The following is a 16,556-nucleotide window of genomic DNA, read 5'->3' as shown; positions in this document are numbered from 1 at the left end:
TGGAAAATCAGTTCGTAATCCCAACCCGGTGCTTCGGGGCCCGTCGACGCCCGTCCGCACCCGGTGGGCTCAGCCGCCCAGCAGCGGCTCCGACGCCCGCTCCAGGACCGACGTGACCCGCTCCCAGGTCTCCGTGTCCCGCTCCACCGGCGGCAGCTGACGGTCCGTCCCGGACGTCTGCCACGCCGTCGCCAGGGCCACCGGGTCGCCGCCGCCCGCGGCCGACGCGGCCAGCGCCGCCGCCCCGAGGGCGACCAGCTCCGTGCCGCCCGGGATGACGAGCGGGCGCCCGGAGAGTCGGCGTACCGTCTCCACCCACATCAGCCCCCGCGCTCCGCCGCCGATCAGGCGCAGCGGGCGGGCGGCGACCTCGGGGTCGGCCGGGTCGAGGCCGCAGGCCGACAGGAGCGCGTCCGTGGCGCGCAGCACGGTGACGGCCGCGCCCTCGTAGGCGGCGCCCAGCAGTTGCTGCCGGGTCGTGTCGTGGCGGAGCCCGGTGAGCAGGCCCGAGGCGGTCGGCAGGTCGGGGGTCCGTTCCCCGTCGAGGTAGGGGAGGAGGACCGCCTCCCCGCCGGGTGCCGCGTCCTCGCGGTCCAGGCCCAGCAGGGCCGCCACCTTGTCCACGGCGAGCGTGCAGTTGAGGGTGCAGGCCAGCGGGAGGTACGTCCCGTCGGCGGCGGCGAACCCGTTGAGCGCGGGGGACGCGGGGCGGGTGCGCGAGGCCGCGAACACCGTGCCGGAGGTGCCGAGGCTGAGGGCCGGGTGGTCCAGCAGCCCCTCGCCGCCCAGCCCGAGGCCCACGGCGGCGCTCATGTTGTCGCCGGTCCCGGCCGCCACCGCGATGCCCGCCGGCAGGCCGAGTGCCTGTGCCGCCGCCGCGGTGAGCGAGCCGATCCGGGCCGCCCCGGTGGGCGCCACCTCCGGCAGCAGGGCCGCGTCCAGGCCGAGGAGGTCCAGCAGCCCGGGGTCGTACGCGCCGGTCGCGGTGGAGTACCAGCCGCTGCCCGAGGCGTCCCCGGGGTCGGTGGCGGCGACGCCCGCGAGGCGTTCGGTCAGGAAGTCGTGGGGGAGCCGGACCGCCGCCGCGTCCGCCGCGCTCGCCGGGTCGTTCTGCCGCAGCCACTGCCACTTGGAGGCGGTGATGGAGGCCACCGGTACGGACCCGGTCCGCGTCGTCCAGGCGCCGGGCCCGCCGAGCGCCTCGGTGAGCGCGGCGGCCTGCGGCGCCGAGCGGGTGTCGTTCCACAGCAGCGCGGGGCGCAGCGGGCGGCCCGCCCGGTCGAGCACGACGAGCCCGTGCTGCTGCCCGGCCACCGCGATCCCGGTCACCGCGCGGGCGGGCAGGCCGGACTCCTTCAGCCCGGCGGCCACCGCCTCGCACAGCGCCCGCCACCAGGTCTCCGGATCGCTCTCCCGGGCCCCCGCCTCGCCGGTGACCAGGTGCGGGGCGCGCCCCACGGCGAGCTGCTCGCCGGTCCCGGCGTCGATGAGGACCGCCTTGGTGGACTGGGTCGAACTGTCCACGCCGATGACGACGGCGGGTGACGGCATGGGGGCCTCTTTCGCAATACGGGGCTGGTCCGGGGGCTGGTCACGAATCGGATCGCGGTGCGGGGCACGCGCCGATCATTCGGCTGAGGCATGAACAAATTACGGGATGCGCGGCCCTCTGCACAGGGGGGTGCCGACGTTCCCCGCTCACAGGGGGTTCCGTGCCCCGGCGTGGTGTGCTTGATTAGTCATGACACTGAACAAATAGGGGTGCCGGGCTTGTGGCCGGGTGTCCCGACAGCAGGCGAAGGCGGTCGGACGACCATGACGGAACGCTTCACCCCCACCCCCGAGGACAAGTTCAGTTTCGGTCTGTGGACCGTGGGCTGGCAGGGCCGGGACCCCTTCGGCGACGCGACCCGCGCGGCCATCGACCCCGTCGAGTCGGTCCAGCGGCTCGCGGAGCTGGGTGCCTGGGGCGTGACCCTCCACGACGACGACCTGATCCCCTTCGGCGCGCCGGAGGCCGAGCGCGAGAGGATCGTCAAGCGCTTCCGGCAGGCGGTCGACGGCAGCGGACTCGTCGTGCCCATGGTCACGACGAACCTCTTCACGCACCCCGTCTTCAAGGACGGCGGGTTCACCGCCAACGACCGCGACGTACGCCGCTTCGCGCTCCGCAAGACCCTGCGCACCATCGACCTCGCCGTCGAACTCGGCGCGACGACGTTCGTGGCGTGGGGCGGTCGTGAGGGCGCCGAATCCGGCGGGGCCAAGGACGTCCGCCTCGCCCTGCACCGGATGAAGGAGGCCTTCGACCTGCTCGGCGAGTACGTCACCGAGCAGGGCTACGACCTCCGCTTCGCCCTGGAGCCCAAGCCCAACGAGCCGCGCGGCGACATCCTGCTGCCCACCATCGGCCATGCCCTGGCCTTCATCGAGCGCCTGGAGCGCCCGGAGCTGGTCGGCGTCAACCCGGAGACCGGGCACGAGCAGATGGCCGGGCTCAACTTCCCCCACGGGATCGCCCAGGCCATGTGGGCGGACAAGCTCTTCCACATCGACCTCAACGGCCAGTCCGGCATCAAGTACGACCAGGACCTGCGCTTCGGCGCGGGCGACCTCCGCCAGGCGTTCTGGCTCGTCGACCTGCTGGAGAGCGGCTACGAAGGTCCGCGCCACTTCGACTTCAAGCCCCCGCGCACCGAGGACCACGACGGCGTCTGGGCCTCGGCCGCCGGCTGCATGCGCAACTACCTCATCCTCAAGGAGCGGGCCGCGGCCTTCCGCGCCGACCCCGAGGTGCGGGCGGCGCTGCGGGCGTCCCGACTGGACGAGCTGGCGCGCCCGACCGCGGGGGCAGGCCTGGCCGAACTGCTGGCCGACCGCACGGCGTACGAGGAGTTCGACGTGGACGCGGCGGCGGAACGCGGGATGGCCTTCGAGGCACTGGACCAGCTCGCCATGGACCACCTGCTCGCCGTCCGCTGACGCAACGGGGCCGATCGCGCGGCCCCCGCGCGGGTCGCTGACGGGATGGGCCTGCGCGGGTGACGCACCGGGCGGGCCCGCGCGGGGGGCGTACCCGGGTGGCCCGGCGGGCGGGCCGGGCCGGGTGACGTACGGCGTGGGCGAAGCCCGGGAGCGGGGGCCGGGCGGTCCCGGCTCCCGGATCACCCGCCCGACGGTTCCGCGTACGCCACCGGATCGTCCAGCACGTCCTGCACCACGAGCGCCGCAGCGCCCCGCGCCGCGTCGCCCGCCACCGACGACGCCCGCAGCCGGCCGCTGCCGGGCGACCAGAGGCCCGACACCACCCGGCCCGTCAGCTCCGCGTCGGCGGGCGGCGCCAGCCACGGCATCAGGCCCCGGTAGATCCCCCCGAGCACCACCGCGTCCGGGTCGACCAGATTGACCGCCCCCGAGAGCACCCGGCCCAGCATCCGGCCCGCCTCGTCGATCGCGGCCACCGCGCGCCGGTCCCGCGCCCCCGCGCGCCGCTCCAGCTCCAGCACCCCGGAGGCGCCGCCGACCTCCTCGATCCCGGCCGCCCGCAGCAGCGCCGTCTGTCCGGCGTACTGCTCCAGGCACCCCCGCGAACCGCACCGGCACTCCGGGCCCGCCGGATCCACCACGACATGCCCGATCTCCCCGGCGAAACCGTGCGCCCCGCGCAGCAGTTCGCCGTTCAGGACGAGAGCCCCGCCGACCCCGATCTCCCCGGTCAGATAGAGGAAGCTGCGGACGTCCCCGAGGCCGCCGAACCACAGCTCGGCCAGTGCCGCGAGATTGGCCTCGTTCTCGGAGGCGACCGGCAGCACCGGGTCGCCGGGGCGCAGGGCGGCCAGCGCGCCGGCGAAGAGCTCCTGCGCCGGGACCTCGTTCCAGCCGAGGTTGGGGGCCTGCCGTACCGAACCGCCGGAGACGAGACCCGGCAGCGCCAGCACCGCGCCCACCGGACGCAACTCCTGCTCGGACGCCGACTCCAGGGTCCGTGCGGCCAGCCGGGCCGCCCGCGCCAGCGCCTCCTCGGCGGGCGCGCCCCGGTTGTCGAGGTGTTCGGTCTGCCGGACCCGGCCGGTGCCCGCCAGATCCACCACGCACACCGAGACGTAATCGATGTTGATCTCCACCCCGAGCCCGGCCGGACCGGTGCGGGCCACCTTGAGCGCGGTGCCGGGGCGGCCGGCCTGGCCGCTGAACGTCTTGCCCGACTCGGTGAGGAAGCCGCTGTCCAGCAGCTGCTCGACGAGCGAGGACACCGCGGCCCGGGTCAACCCGACCCGGGCGGCCACTGCGGCCCGCGTGGCCTCGCCGCGCTCGCCCTCGTCCCGCACGGCGCGCAGCACCAGGCTGAGATTGTGCCGTCGCACGGTGTCCTTGTCGGCCTTGGGCCCCAGCGGAGTGAGGATGCTCTTCATATCGTCGCCGAGCCTATGCGATGGGCTCGGGACGGCGGGCGTGCGAAGGGGCGGTCCCGGCACCGCGGCCGGAACCGCCCCTCGCGATCAGGGCTTCGCGCCCCGGTCCTTCAGCATGTCCGCCATCAGGCCGATCTCCGACTGCTGGCCCCGCACCATGCCCTGCGCCAGGTTCCGGATGGCGTCCGTCCGCGCCGCGCCGGCGGCGGCCTGTGCCATGTCGGCGCCCGCGCGGTGGTGCACGGTCATCAGCCGCAGGAAAAGGATCTCGGCCTCCTCGCCCTCCGCGGCCGTGAGCGCGGCCAGTTCCGCGTCGGTCGCCATGCCCGGCATCAGCGAACCGTCGTCGGCCGGCGTGAGCGCGTGTCCCATCCACGCCATCGGCGGCCCGGCCGCGCTCTTCGGCAGCCCCCACAACTCCAGCCAGCCCAGCATCATGCCGCGCTGATTGGCCTGGGTGTTGATGATGTCGTAGGCGAGCCGCCGCACGTCCTCGTCGTCGGTGCGGTCCCGCACGATGAACGACATCTCGACCGCCTGCTGGTGGTGGATCGCCATGTCCCGGGCGAAGCCCGCGTCCACGGAGTCCTCCGCCGGAGCGGACTGCGACGACGTCCCGGACGGGGAGGCGGAGGACGGGCGGACGACCATCAGCGCCACGAGGCCCAGCGCGACGAGCAGCACCGAGGCCCCCGCGAGGACCAGCCGGCGCGTCGAGCGGGCGGGTGCGAGGGCGGTCACGTGTCCAGCCCGCCGGTGCAGGCGGCCCCCGGCTCGGGGGTCTGCGGGCCCTGCACGTACTTCGTGAAGAACTGGTCGACCCGGTCGTCCGAGGCGCTCTTGACCGTGACCTGCTTGCCCCAGGCGCTGAGCATCAGCGGGTCCTTCTGGTCCTTGACCGGGCTCATCAGGGAGTACGGGGTCGACTTGACCTTCTGGGTGAGCGCCTCGACGTCCGCCTCCGAGGCCTTGTCGTTGTACGTCACCCAGACCGCGCCGTGCTCCAGCGAGTGCACGGCGTTCTCCTTCGGTATCTCCTCGGTGTAGACGTCCGCGTTGCAGTTCATCCAGACCTGGTTGTGGTCACCGCCGACGGGCGGGTTCATCGGGTAGTCGACCTTGTTCGCCACGTGCTCCTGCGTCAGCTTGTCCCAGCTGCGCTCACCGGTGACGGGCGACGTCCTGGCCTGATCCTCCTTCTTCTCCTTCTCGTTCGCCTGCGCCATCAGGTAGCCGCCTCCGGCGACCAGGGCCGCGACCACGGCCACCGACGCTCCGATGGTCATCATGCGGACCCGGCGCTCACGGGCGCGCTCCTTGCGGCGTGCCTCTTCGAGCTTGGCGCGGCGTGCCGCTGCCGGGTTGTTCTGGTTCTTGGCGGAAGCCATGGGAAGTCCTCGTCGTTCAACCGATGCACAAGGGGGCTGTGCATGAGGGGGTGGGGATGCGCACTGCGGGGAAAGCCGCTCCCGGTGAACCGGCGCGAGGGCGCGGCGGGAGAGCGGACCCGGCCTCTAGATCCGCTGGATCTGGAGGCGCAGTCGATCGACGGAACGCACTGCGTCGTGCGCGGGACCCCTGATGGCCGAGGCCCCCATGAGCGGGTCGGCGGGGGCGAGGGCCGCGGACGAGGGAACGGCCGCTGGGGCGGTCGGCGCCGGAAGGACGACGCCCGCCGTGTGCGTCGAGCCGCCGTGGCACGACGTCCCCCGACCGTGGTCCGCCGGAGACGCCAGCACGACCGGTTCGAAGGCGGCGTCGGGCGTCGGGGTGAACGCGCGGACAACGGCCTCCGCGGCGGCGCCCGACGCGACCGGCGCGGTGGCGGAGGACGCGGTGGCCGAGCAGCAGAAGAGCATGGCCAGCAGGAAGAAGACCCAGCCCAGGGCGGAGGGCGCGCGGAAGGGGTACCGCTGCCGGTCGCTCCGCGTGCTCACCCTGGTCATCGCCCGTCATCGTAATGGGTGCATGAAGATTCAAAGAATATGGGTCGCCCTGCTCGCGGGACAGTGTGCCCGAGTCGCCGCCGCGCGAACAGAGGACAGATCTTTTACAGGTGTAACACCTGTTAACGTGTATGGGTGAGTGATACACCTGTCCCTCCCCGCAGGCCCTCGGCCCGCAAGCTCCCGCGGCTCCAGCCGGCCGTCCGCGGTCTCCCGTCGGCCCCGGCACTCAGGCTCTCCCCGCCCTCGGACACCTGGTTCAAGCCCGCCCTCAGCGTCGTGGTCGCCATCGCCGTACCGCATCTGGCGCTCCTGGCCGCCGGCCGGCCGGACCTCGCCCTCCACACCATGGCCGGGTCGCTGTGCGCGCTCTACGGTCACGGCCTGCCGTACGCCCGGCGGGCGCGGGCCGTCGCCGGGGTGGTGCTCGGCATGGCCGCCGGGCTCGCCGTCGCCCTGGTCACCGCGTCGCTCACCGACGCGACCGCCGTGCTCGTCGCGGTCGGGGCGCTGCTCGCCGCCGGACAGAAGGTGCTGTGCGACGCCTCCCGGATCGGCCCGCCCGGTCATGTGATCTTCACGTTCGTCAGCTCGGCCGCCCTCTTCGCTCCGCAGAGCCTCGGCCAGGTGCCCGGCCACCTCGCCCTGACCCTCGGCGCCGGCGCGTTCGCCTGGGCGGTCGCCCTCGCGCCCGCCCTGATCCGCCGCGACGGGCCCGAGCGCCGGGCCGTCGCCCGCGCCCTGGAGGCGGCGGCGCTCTGCGCCGCGGCCCCGGGCCCGGGCGACGGCGGCGCCGCGGACCCGGGCCCTCGGCGCCGCAACGCCGCGGCCGCCGCCGTGCACGCCGCCTGGCAGTGCCTGCTCGCCTCCGGGCGCCCCACCCCCGTACGCCGGTCACTGGAACGCCTGGTGCTGCACGCCGAAGCGGCCTTCACCGCACCGGGGCCCGGGGCCGGAGCGGCGGAACCGGAGCTGCTGCGCGCCTGGGCCGCCCGGACCCGGGGCCGGGGCCCCGTACCCGCACCGCCGACGGCCCCCGCGACCGCCGGCGAACTCCACGGCATCGACGCCGAGCGCGCCGCCCTGCGGGCCCGCGGAGCCGCCGCGCGGCCCGCCGCGCCCTGCTGCGCCGCCTCGGCCCCGGATCCCCGCTCCTGCCGGTCGCCGTCCGCACCCTGGCCGGCTGCGCGCTCGCCGGGTACCTCTGCGCCGCGCTCGGCGTCGGCCGTCCCTACTGGGCGATCGTCACCGCCGCCTCCCTCTGCCAGGCCAACATCACCCTGTCGTGGAACCGCGCCCTCCAGCGCACCCTCGGCAACCTCCTGGGCGTGCTCGTCTTCGCCGCCGTCCTGCCGGTGTCGCGGACCGGTCCGCTCGCCCTCGTCTGCTGCTGCCTCTTCTTCGCCTTCGCCGCCGAGGCCCTCATCACCCGCAACTACTGGCTCGGCACCGTCGCGGTGACCCCGATGGCCCTGCTGGTCGTGGAGTTCGGCGGTGCCCATCCCGCCGGGGAGCTGATCGGCGACCGGGTCCTGGACACCGTCCTCGGCGCGGCCGCCGGCTTCCTGGCGGCGACCCTTGTCACCAACCGGCGGGCGACGGGCCGGGTCGAGCGGGCCCTCGACGCCGCCGACCGGGCCCGCGCCGCCGCGGAACGGACCGGCGCCGACCCGCGGCCGCGCCCGCGGAGCGGGACCGGGCCCGCCGGGCGCTCACCGCGAGCCTCGTCGAACTGCGCGAGGCGGGTGACATCGCCGCGGGCGAATGGTGGCAGCGCGCCCTGCCCGAGCAGCGTCTTCTCGCGGCCGAGCGGGCCGGACACCGTACGCTCGCCGCGACAGCACAACGGCGCGGGCCCACGGCCCACGCCCCTGCGATCGGAGCGGAGTGACCGACGACATCGTTGCATCGGTGGTCCGGCAGTGGCAGACCGTCAACCCCGGGCTCGACACCGGGCCGATGGAGATCATCGGCCGGATCAACCGCTGCGCCGCCCTGCTCCAGCAGGCGGAGGACGCCCCGCTGCGCTCCGCCGGGCTGACCCGCGCCGAGTTCGACCTCCTCGGAGCCGTACGCCGGACGGACCGGGAGCTGACCCCCGGCGAACTGGCCCGCGAGACCTTCTCCTCCGGGGCCGCCGTCACCAAACGGCTGCGCGCCCTGCAGGACCGCGCCCTCGTCGAGCGCCGGGGCGACGACCGGGACCGGCGGGTCGCCCATGTCCGTCTCACCGACGAGGGGAGGGCCCTGGTCGACCGGCTGCTGCCCGAGCAACTGGCGTACGAGCGCTCGGTGCTGGCCGGTCTCGACCAGCCCGGCCGTGACGAACTCGCATCCCGGCTGAGCGAGTTGCTCGTCCAGTTGGAAGGGCGCCTCGGGGGTGTCCGCCGCTGAGGCCGGCGCCGGTCCGGCGGCGGGGGGCGCATACGCGTCAGTGCGGCGATTTTCTCCCTCACCCCTCCGTCGGCCGGGAATCTGCTCCTTTCGATCCGGTTCGGTCACCTGTGCCTCTGGCTGATTCCGTGCGGTTTCAGGGGCGGATGATGGGTCTTTTCGCCGTGTAAGCGGCTTGTTCGCTGGAGAGAAGGTCTTTCCCTCCTTCGCCAACAGGGCGCAGGGCGACCATTTTCAGCCTTCGCTACTCCCCGCACACGCTTCACAGCGCTGAGTGCAAAAACTGGCGAGTGTATTCCCCTCGGCGGGCTTCCGCAGGGGGTTGGGTGAATATGCCGAAGCACTGTTCTGATCTGGCTAAGCTCACGCGCAGTGAAGTCGAGTTGAGATGAATTCGAGCGCTTGTTCCTACAGTCTCCGCTCACGTGCGCATACATCCCGGAATCAACCGCCAGAGGGTTTAGATGGTCCGTGTTGAATCACCGCCGACCGACAGAGAAGTACCCGTCGTCCGCGTAGTCCTGCTGCCCGTGGTCCTGCTCCTCGGCGCGACCGCCGCCGGGTCGGCCCTGGTCGCACCGGCCGCTCGGATACCAGTCGCCGTGTGCGGCGCGATCACCACGCTCGTGGTCGCCGTACTCACCGTGGCGCTCCACCGCCGTCGACGCGCCCTGCGCGTCCAGCGCGCCGAGTACGAACAGCGCATCGCCTACCTGGAACACCGCATCCTCTCGCACGACGCCGAGACGGTACGGCTCACCAAGGACGTCATGCCCGCCGCCATCCGGCGGCTGCGCGTGGGCAATTCACCCGACGAGGTGATGCGCGACATCGTCGACGCGGACGCGGCCAACCGCCATCTCCCCAAGGCACTGCGTGAGCAGATCCACCAGGTCCTCGAAGTCATCGACAACGAGGAGGCCCGGCGTGACTCCGCCCAGCGCGCCTTCGTCAGCGTCGCCCGCCGCGTCCAGGCGATCGTGCACCGGCAGGCCAGTGAACTGCGGGAGATGGAGGACCACTACGGGCGCAACCCCGAGGTCTTCGACGACCTGCTGCGCATCGACCACGGCACCGCGCTGATCGGCCGGCTCGCCGACTCCATCGCCGTGCTCGGCGGTGCCCGCCCCAGTCGCCAGTGGCCCAAGCCCGTACCGCTGTTCAGCGTGCTGCGCGGCGCGATGTCCCGCATCCTGGAGTACCAGCGCGTCGATCTGCACTCGATCGCCAAGGTCGCCATCGTCGGCACCTCGGTCGAACCGCTCATCCACGCCTGCGCCGAACTCCTCGACAACGCGACCCGCTACTCGCCGCCCCAGACCCGGGTGCACGTCACCGCGGTCGAGGTGCAGACCGGCATCGCCATCGAGATCGAGGACGGCGGCGTCAGCCTCAGCGAGGAGGCCCGCGCCCGCGCCGAGAACATGCTCGCCCAGGCCCAGGCCGGCATCAACATGAACGACCTCGGGGAGTCCCCGCGCCTCGGCATGGCCGTCGTCGGCCGGCTCTCCCGCATGTACCAGCTCCAGGTGTCGCTTCGGCAGTCGGCCTACGGCGGCGTCCGCGCCGTCCTCATCGTGCCGCGCGAGATGATCACCACCGGGCCCGCCCCGGGCATCGCCCACGGCATCGGCGCGACCTCCCGGCCCACCAGTTCCCTGGACATGTCGCAGCTCCAGCACGTGGTGCCGCCGCCCGCCAAGCGCAAGCCCAAGCCCAAGCCCGCCGCCACCGGCCCCGTGCCGTCCGCGGCCGCACCGGTCGCCACGGGCGCCCCCGCGGCCGCCTCGCGCCCGGCCCCTCCCGCGGCCGCCATGGAGGACGACGTTCCCGTGGTCACCGAGTGGACCGAGAACGGGCTGCCGCAGCGCCGCAGCCGGGGCCGTGCCCCGCTGGGCTCGCACAACCTGCCGCAGCAGCCGCCCACGCCGCCCCCGGCCCCCGCGGACCCCTTCCAGCCCGGACCGGGCGACGGCGAGGACGGCGGACGCGGCGAGGAGAAGCCCCCCGGCCTCTGGCTGGAGGCCTTCACCAAGGCGGTCAACGGCGTACCGCAGGAACGAAAGCACGGCGAAGACTCCGATGACGCGTGGGACAAGGGAGACCTGAAGTGATCCAGCAGCGGGGAAACATGGACTGGATGCTCAAGGAACTGGCCGACGACGTTCCGAGCATCCACCAGATCGTGGTGCTCTCGTCGGACGGCCTGCGCATCGCGATGCACGGCGGCGACCCGGACGTCGCCGACCGGCTCGCGGCGGCCTGCGCCGGACTGCAGAGCCTGGCCGCCGCGGTGGCCACCGAGATCCCGTACAGCGACGGACTGATGAAGCTCGTGGTCATCGAAGTCACGGGCGGGTTCTTCTACCTGATGGCCGCCGGCACCGGCGCGTATCTCGCGGTCCTGGCCGGTGAGACCGTGGACGCCGGACTCGTCGGGGCCCGGATGCGGGACATGGTCGTGCGAATCGGAGCCCATCTGACCAGCCCGCCCCGCCACGGCGGGCAGTCCGGATGAGTGGACCTCGACGAGAACGCCGCAAGGCCGACCCGGACCTCCTCGATCCGGAACGGTTGTACGTGATCACCGGCGATCTCGACGACAGCGAACGGGCCGCGCTCGACCTGGTCACGATGGTCGTCGCGCAGGCGGAGCCCTCGCCGACGTTCCAGCCCGAGCAGGCCGCGATCCTGCGCCTCTGCCAGGCCCCGTTGTCCGTCGCCGAGATCTCGGCCTACCTCGGCCTGCCCTTCAGCGTGGTTACCTCGCTCCTGAGCGACCTCCTCGCCACCGAGCTCATCGAGTCGCGCGCGCCGATCGTCCGCGCGGCCCTCCCCGACAGGTCCCTTCTCGAAGCGGTGATGCATGGACTTCAGAAGCTCTGACACGATCACCGGACCCCGTACCGAGGACGTCCTCCCCACCACGGCCACCGCCGCGGTGAAGGTCGTGATCGTCGGAGGGTTCGGCGTCGGCAAGACGACCATGGTCGGCTCGGTGAGCGAGATCCGGCCGCTGACGACCGAAGAGACCATGACCCAGGCCGGCGTCGGCGTGGACGACAACGCCGGGGTGGAGACGAAGACCGCCACCACCGTCGCCATGGACTTCGGACGGATCAGCCTCAGCGAGGAACTGATCCTCTATCTGTTCGGCACCCCCGGCCAGGAACGCTTCTGGTTCCTGTGGAACGGCCTGTTCGAGGGCGCCCTCGGTGCGGTCGTCCTCATCGACACGAGACGCCTCGAAGTCAGCTTCGACGTCATCGGACGGCTGGAGGAGCGCGGCGTGCCGTTCGTCGTGGCCGTGAACACCTTCCCCGACGCACCGCACCACCCGGTCGAGGCCCTGCGCAGAGCCCTCGACCTGCCGGACGAGGTACCGATGATCGACTGCGACGCCCGGCTGCGGGCCTCCAGCCGCGATGTGCTGATGACCCTGATGCGCTACCTGCACGGCCTGGCCGTCCCCCTCACCTGACGTCCCCGTCCCTCCGGGGCCCGGCGCCGGTACCGGGCCGGAGGCGCGCCGCCCCCGGCGTACGCCCCCGGCCCGGTCCGCGCCCGAACGCCCCGTCACCTCCGCCCGCTTGTGCACCAGCCTTGGAATCCTGATCCCTGGAGCTCCCGTGACAACCCCCTTCCACCACGAACCCGGCACCGTGCCCCCGCCCCAGTGCCCGGCCCACAACCTCGACATCGGCCCCGGCGGACTGCGCCGGCTCCACGGCCCCGAGGCGGAGAACAACCCCGCGGGCCTCTACGACAAGCTCCGCGCCGAACACGGCACCGTCGCCCCCGTCCTGCTCCACGGCGACGTCCCCGCCTGGCTCGTCCTCGGCCACAGCGAGAACCTCCACCTCACCCGCACGCCGTCGCAGTTCTCCCGGGACTCGCGGCGCTGGCGGGCCCTCCAGGACGGCAGCGTCGCCCCCGACCACCCGCTCGCCCCGATCTTCACCTGGCAGCCCGTCTGCGTCTTCGCCGACGGCGCGAAGCACGAGCGGCAGCGCGGCGCGGTCACCGACAGCATGGAGCGCATCGACACCCGCGGCGTGCGCCGCCACATCAACCGCTTCAGTAACCGCCTGGTCAACGACTTCTGCGAGAAGGGCACCGCCGACCTGGTCAGCCAGTTCGCGGAGCACCTGCCGATGATGGTGATGTGCGCGATCTTCGGCATGCCCGAGGAGTACGACGAGCGCCTCGTCCAGGCTGCCCGCGACATGACCCGCGGCACCGAGACCGCCGTGGCCTCCAACGCCCACATCGTGGCCGTGCTGACCCGCCTGGTCGAGCGCCGCCGCGCCGAACCCGCCCACGACTTCGCCAGCTGGCTGGTCGAGCACCCCGCGACGATGACCGACATCGAGGTCGTCGAACACCTGCGCCTCATCCTCATCGCCGCGTACGAGTCCACCGCCAACCTCATCGCCAACGTGCTGCGGATGGTCCTGACCGACCCGCGCTTCCGCGCCCGGCTCAGCGGCGGGCACATGACCGTCCCCGAGGCGGTCGAGCAGACCCTCTGGGACGAGCCGCCGTTCACCGCCGTCTTCGGCCGCTGGGCGGTCGGTGACACCGAGCTGGGCGGTCAGCAGATCAAGGCGGGCGACGCCCTCCTGGTCGGGATCGCCCCGGCCAACACCGACCCCACCGTCCGCCCCGACCTCAACGCCGACATGGGCGGCAACCGGGCCCACCTCGCCTTCAGCGGCGGCCCCCACGAGTGCCCGGGACAGGACATCGGCCGGGCCATCGCCGATGTCGGCGTCGACGCGCTGCTGATGCGCCTGCCCGACCTGGAGCTCGGGGTGGGGGAGAGCGAGCTGCGCTGGGTCGGCAACATCATGTCCCGCCACCTGGTGGAGCTGCCGGTGACGTTCGCCCCCGGCTCCCAGCAGAAGCTGGACGCCGACCCGCTCTCCGTGATGGCCCGCACCCCCCGCCCCGCCGAGGCCTGGGAGGTCTCCTCCCCGGCCCGGACCGTCCCCGAGCCCCGGGACGACACCGCCGGAGCCGAACCCGCCCACGCCCCGGGCACTGCCCCGGCCCCCGCCGCCCCCCTCGCTCCCGGAGCGGCGCCGGTCGCGACGATCCCGGGCCAGCGCCGCCCGGCCGCCCCGCCCGGCTCTGGCAGGCGGTCACGCGCTGGTGGAACGGCTACTGACCCGCCGTCGGCCCTCCGGCCGCGGCGGCCCCGGCTACGCCCACGGGCCGGGGCCGCCGCGTCGTGCGGCGGGCCGGGCGCGGCCCGGCCCGCACGGCTGCGTCCTGCCCGTACCATCGAGCAGCGTGAAGCTGACAATTCTCGGTGGTGGCGGATTCCGGGTGCCTCTCGTGTACGGGGCCCTCCTCGGCGACCACGCCGAGGGCCGCGTCTCGCGGGTCACGCTGTACGACTCCGACGCCGACCGGCTCACCGCCATCGCCCGCGTCCTCGCGGAACAGGCCCGGGACATCGCCGACGCGCCCGCCGTCGTCGCCACCACCGAGCTCGACGAGGCGCTGCGCGGCGCCGACTTCGTCTTCTCCGCCATTCGCGTCGGCGGCCTCGCGGGCCGCGCCGCCGACGAACGGGTGGCCCTCGACGAGGGCGTGCTCGGCCAGGAGACCGTCGGGGCCGGAGGCATCGCGTACGGGCTGCGCACCGTCCCGGTCGCCCTCGACCTCGCCCGGCGCATCGCCCGTACCGCCCCACAGGCCTGGGTCATCAACTTCACCAACCCGGCGGGCCTGGTCACCGAGGCCATGTCCCGCCACCTGGGCGACCGGGTCATCGGGATCTGCGACTCGCCGGTCGGTCTCGCCCGGCGCGTCGCCCGCGTGCTGGGCGCCGACCCGGACCGGGCCTGGACCGACTACGCCGGGCTCAACCACCTCGGGTGGGTGCAGGGGCTGTACGTCGACGGGCGCGACGAACTGCCCCGGCTGCTGGCCGACCCGGCCCTCCTCGCATCCTTCGAGGAGGGCCGCCTCTTCGGCACGGAACTCCTGAGGTCGCTGGGCGCGGTCCCCAACGAGTACCTCCACTACTACTACGCCAACCGCGAGGCCGTCCGCGCCTACCAGGAGGCGGAGCAGACCCGGGGCGCGTTCCTCCGGGTCCAGCAGGAGGACTTCTACGCCCGGATGCGCCGGCCCGGCACGCCCGCCCGGGCCGCCTGGGACCGCACCCGTGCCGAACGCGAGGCGACCTACATGGCGGAGAACCGCGAGGTCGCCGGGGCGGGGGAGCGGGAGGAGAGCGACCTGGAGTCCGGCGGCTACGAGCAGGTCGCGCTCGCCCTGATGCGGGCCGTCGCCCGCAACGAACGCACCTCCCTGATCCTCAACGTCCGCAACCGCACCACGCTGTCGGTCCTGGACGCGGACGCCGTCGTGGAGGTGCCCTGCCTCGTCGACGCCAACGGGGCCCACCCGGTGACCGTCTCGCCGCTGCCGTACCACGCGGTCGGCCTCGTCACCGCGGTGAAGGCCGTGGAACGGGCGGTGCTGGAGGCGGCCGGGAGCGGGTCGCGCGCGGCGGCCGTCCAGGCCTTCGCCCTGCACCCGCTCGTCGACTCCGTGACGGTGGCCCGGCGGCTGCTCGACCGGTACACCGACGTCCACCCGGGGCTCGCGTACCTCGACCGGGGCTGATCCGCAGGGCACGGCCGAACGAGACGGGCCCGACCTGACCGGGCCCGGCTCGTTCGGCCGTGGGCTCTGTGCCCGCTCGCCGAGGCCGCTACGGCGCGGACACGACGCTCCGGGAACCGAGGGCGGCCCAGCTCGGGGCCACCCCCGTCACCTGGCAGACCATCAGGAACAGCGGGATGGGCGGGGTGTAGGGAGTCAGGGCGTCCGGTGAGTGGATCAACCGCGGCCGCCCGCCGGGCACGGCCGCGTCGCGTGCGTACGTCACCTGCTCGGGCCAGTCCAGATCCAGGTCGGAGCCGGCCGGGACGATCCACCACCAGCGGTCGGCGTCGGCGAAGACACAACCGGTGCGCGGCAGATGGGACATGAGCCGGAAGCCGTGCCGGGCGGGCACCCCGACCGCGTCGCAGCCCAGCGTCGCCGACATCGAGGCCGGCAGCGCCAGGCGCACCCGTCCGCCGCGGGCCTGTTCGGGCGTCCGGCCCCGGTGCGCCGAGCGCAGCCGGGACAGCGCGTTCCTCAACATGGCCGCTCCGTGCCGGACGGCTGCTCGACTCCGTGCGACAGCTCCGCCCACACGATGCGACCCGAGGAATCCTGGGCGTCGTGCGCCCCCCAGGCGCTGCTCATCGCGTCGACGAGGACCAGGCCACGGCCGTGCTCGTCGTCGGAGGAGGCGCGCAGCCGCGGGCCGCACGAGGGATGTCCCTGGTCCTGCACGGCTATCCGCAGCCGTTCGCCGAACCGGCTCAGCTCGCAGACCACCCGGGTGCTCGCGGTGTGCACGACCGCGTTCGTCACCAGCTCCGAGACGATGAGAACCGCCGCGTCCCCCACGTCCCGGCCCAGCTGCCAGGCGTCCAGCCGCGTTCGCGTCAGCTCCCGCGCACCCGCCACCGACTCGGGGTGCGCCGGCAGCGCGAAGCAGTAACGGAGCGCCTCCGTCCCGGGGCTGAGGTCCGCGAGCCGGGGGATGAGCGCACTGCCAGGTGCCACGACCGATTCCTCACAGTGGGGGCTGCGTCACGCTTCGTTCCCCGGGTGCTCGGGGGCGCGCATGACTGAGCGAACTGGTTCGGAGGTCAACTCTCCCCCCGACGATGACACTTGGCAAGGGGCACTCTGAAATTTCCAGAGTGACTGTGTCGTTGGGGGCGCACGC

14 protein-coding genes and 2 pseudogenes are annotated in these 16,556 nt (G+C 73.5%); 9 read left to right on the top strand and 7 right to left on the bottom strand.

Going from position 1 to position 16,556, the window contains the following annotated elements:
• Nucleotides 1-69: 69 nt before the first annotated feature.
• Nucleotides 70-1,551 (bottom strand): xylulokinase, encoded by a 1,482-nt coding sequence (xylB, locus tag KME66_RS03485; RefSeq protein WP_216318782.1) that lies wholly within the window; start codon nt 1,549-1,551, stop codon nt 70-72.
• Between the two features lie 264 nt (nt 1,552-1,815).
• Here xylB and xylA point away from each other — a divergent pair, with 264 nt between their 5' ends.
• Nucleotides 1,816-2,982 (top strand): xylose isomerase, encoded by a 1,167-nt coding sequence (gene xylA, locus KME66_RS03480; protein ID WP_073226681.1) that lies wholly within the window; start codon nt 1,816-1,818, stop codon nt 2,980-2,982.
• A 182-nt stretch (nt 2,983-3,164) separates the two neighbouring features.
• Here xylA and KME66_RS03475 read toward each other — a convergent pair whose 3' ends face one another.
• The 4 genes from KME66_RS03475 to KME66_RS03460 form a co-directional block, all read right to left on the bottom strand.
• Nucleotides 3,165-4,412 carry an ROK family protein gene (locus KME66_RS03475; protein ID WP_216318780.1) on the bottom strand — a complete coding sequence of 416 codons (1,248 nt, stop codon included), beginning with the start codon at nt 4,410-4,412 and terminating at the stop codon, nt 3,165-3,167.
• A gap of 87 nt (nt 4,413-4,499) precedes the next feature.
• Nucleotides 4,500-5,153 carry a DUF305 domain-containing protein gene (locus KME66_RS03470; protein ID WP_216318776.1) on the bottom strand — a complete coding sequence of 218 codons (654 nt, stop codon included), beginning with the start codon at nt 5,151-5,153 and terminating at the stop codon, nt 4,500-4,502.
• Entirely contained in the window at nt 5,150-5,800 is a 651-nt protein-coding gene (locus tag KME66_RS03465; RefSeq protein ID WP_073226671.1) for a DUF3105 domain-containing protein, read from the bottom strand. Before KME66_RS03465 ends, KME66_RS03470 begins: the two co-directional genes overlap by 4 nt.
• 126 nt (nt 5,801-5,926) lie before the next feature.
• Nucleotides 5,927-6,358: a hypothetical protein gene (locus KME66_RS03460; protein ID WP_216318773.1), complete on the bottom strand. Its 432-nt coding sequence runs from the start codon at nt 6,356-6,358 to the stop codon at nt 5,927-5,929.
• Between the two features lie 135 nt (nt 6,359-6,493).
• Here KME66_RS03460 and KME66_RS03455 point away from each other — a divergent pair.
• The 8 genes and pseudogenes from KME66_RS03455 to KME66_RS03420 all read left to right on the top strand — a co-directional run bounded on the left by KME66_RS03455 (nt 6,494) and on the right by KME66_RS03420 (nt 15,394).
• Nucleotides 6,494-8,249 (top strand): annotated as a pseudogene (locus KME66_RS03455) (FUSC family protein).
• On the top strand, nt 8,246-8,752 hold the full coding sequence (locus KME66_RS03450; RefSeq protein WP_073226662.1) for a MarR family transcriptional regulator: 507 nt from the start codon (nt 8,246-8,248) through the stop codon (nt 8,750-8,752). Before KME66_RS03455 ends, KME66_RS03450 begins: the two are co-directional and overlap by 4 nt.
• Nucleotides 8,753-9,216: 464 nt before the next feature.
• Nucleotides 9,217-10,866 carry an ATP-binding protein gene (locus KME66_RS03445; RefSeq protein WP_216318770.1) on the top strand — a complete coding sequence of 550 codons (1,650 nt, stop codon included), beginning with the start codon at nt 9,217-9,219 and terminating at the stop codon, nt 10,864-10,866.
• Complete coding sequence (locus KME66_RS03440; RefSeq protein WP_006128841.1) at nt 10,863-11,270, top strand: roadblock/LC7 domain-containing protein; 408 nt, start codon at nt 10,863-10,865, stop codon at nt 11,268-11,270. Before KME66_RS03445 ends, KME66_RS03440 begins: the two co-directional genes overlap by 4 nt.
• A complete protein-coding gene (locus KME66_RS03435) occupies nt 11,267-11,638 on the top strand; it encodes a DUF742 domain-containing protein (protein WP_073226656.1) in 372 nt (123 codons plus the stop codon). Before KME66_RS03440 ends, KME66_RS03435 begins: the two co-directional genes overlap by 4 nt.
• Complete coding sequence (locus KME66_RS03430) at nt 11,619-12,233, top strand: ATP/GTP-binding protein (protein WP_216318767.1); 615 nt, start codon at nt 11,619-11,621, stop codon at nt 12,231-12,233. The genes KME66_RS03435 and KME66_RS03430 overlap by 20 nt, the downstream gene beginning before the upstream one ends.
• Before the next feature lie 148 nt (nt 12,234-12,381).
• A pseudogene (locus KME66_RS33795) lies at nt 12,382-13,922 on the top strand (cytochrome P450).
• A 125-nt stretch (nt 13,923-14,047) separates the two neighbouring features.
• Nucleotides 14,048-15,394, top strand: a complete 1,347-nt coding sequence (locus tag KME66_RS03420; protein ID WP_216318761.1) for a 6-phospho-beta-glucosidase — start codon at nt 14,048-14,050, stop codon at nt 15,392-15,394.
• An 88-nt stretch (nt 15,395-15,482) separates the two neighbouring features.
• On the opposite strand, the gene KME66_RS03415 is transcribed toward KME66_RS03420, so the two are convergent.
• Together KME66_RS03415 and KME66_RS03410 are read right to left on the bottom strand one after the other, a co-directional pair.
• Nucleotides 15,483-15,920, bottom strand: coding sequence for a hypothetical protein (locus KME66_RS03415; protein ID WP_073226642.1), 438 nt, complete (start codon nt 15,918-15,920; stop codon nt 15,483-15,485).
• Nucleotides 15,914-16,390, bottom strand: a complete 477-nt coding sequence (locus KME66_RS03410) for an ATP-binding protein (protein WP_073226640.1) — start codon at nt 16,388-16,390, stop codon at nt 15,914-15,916. The genes KME66_RS03415 and KME66_RS03410 overlap by 7 nt, the downstream gene beginning before the upstream one ends.
• Nucleotides 16,391-16,556: the final 166 nt, after the last annotated feature.

It is taken from the genome of Streptomyces sp. YPW6, assembly GCF_018866325.1.
Taxonomy (GTDB): Bacteria; Actinomycetota; Actinomycetes; order Streptomycetales; family Streptomycetaceae; genus Streptomyces.
The sequence above is the reverse complement of the archived record's forward strand: the minus strand, read 5'-3'. Positions and strand labels throughout refer to the sequence as shown.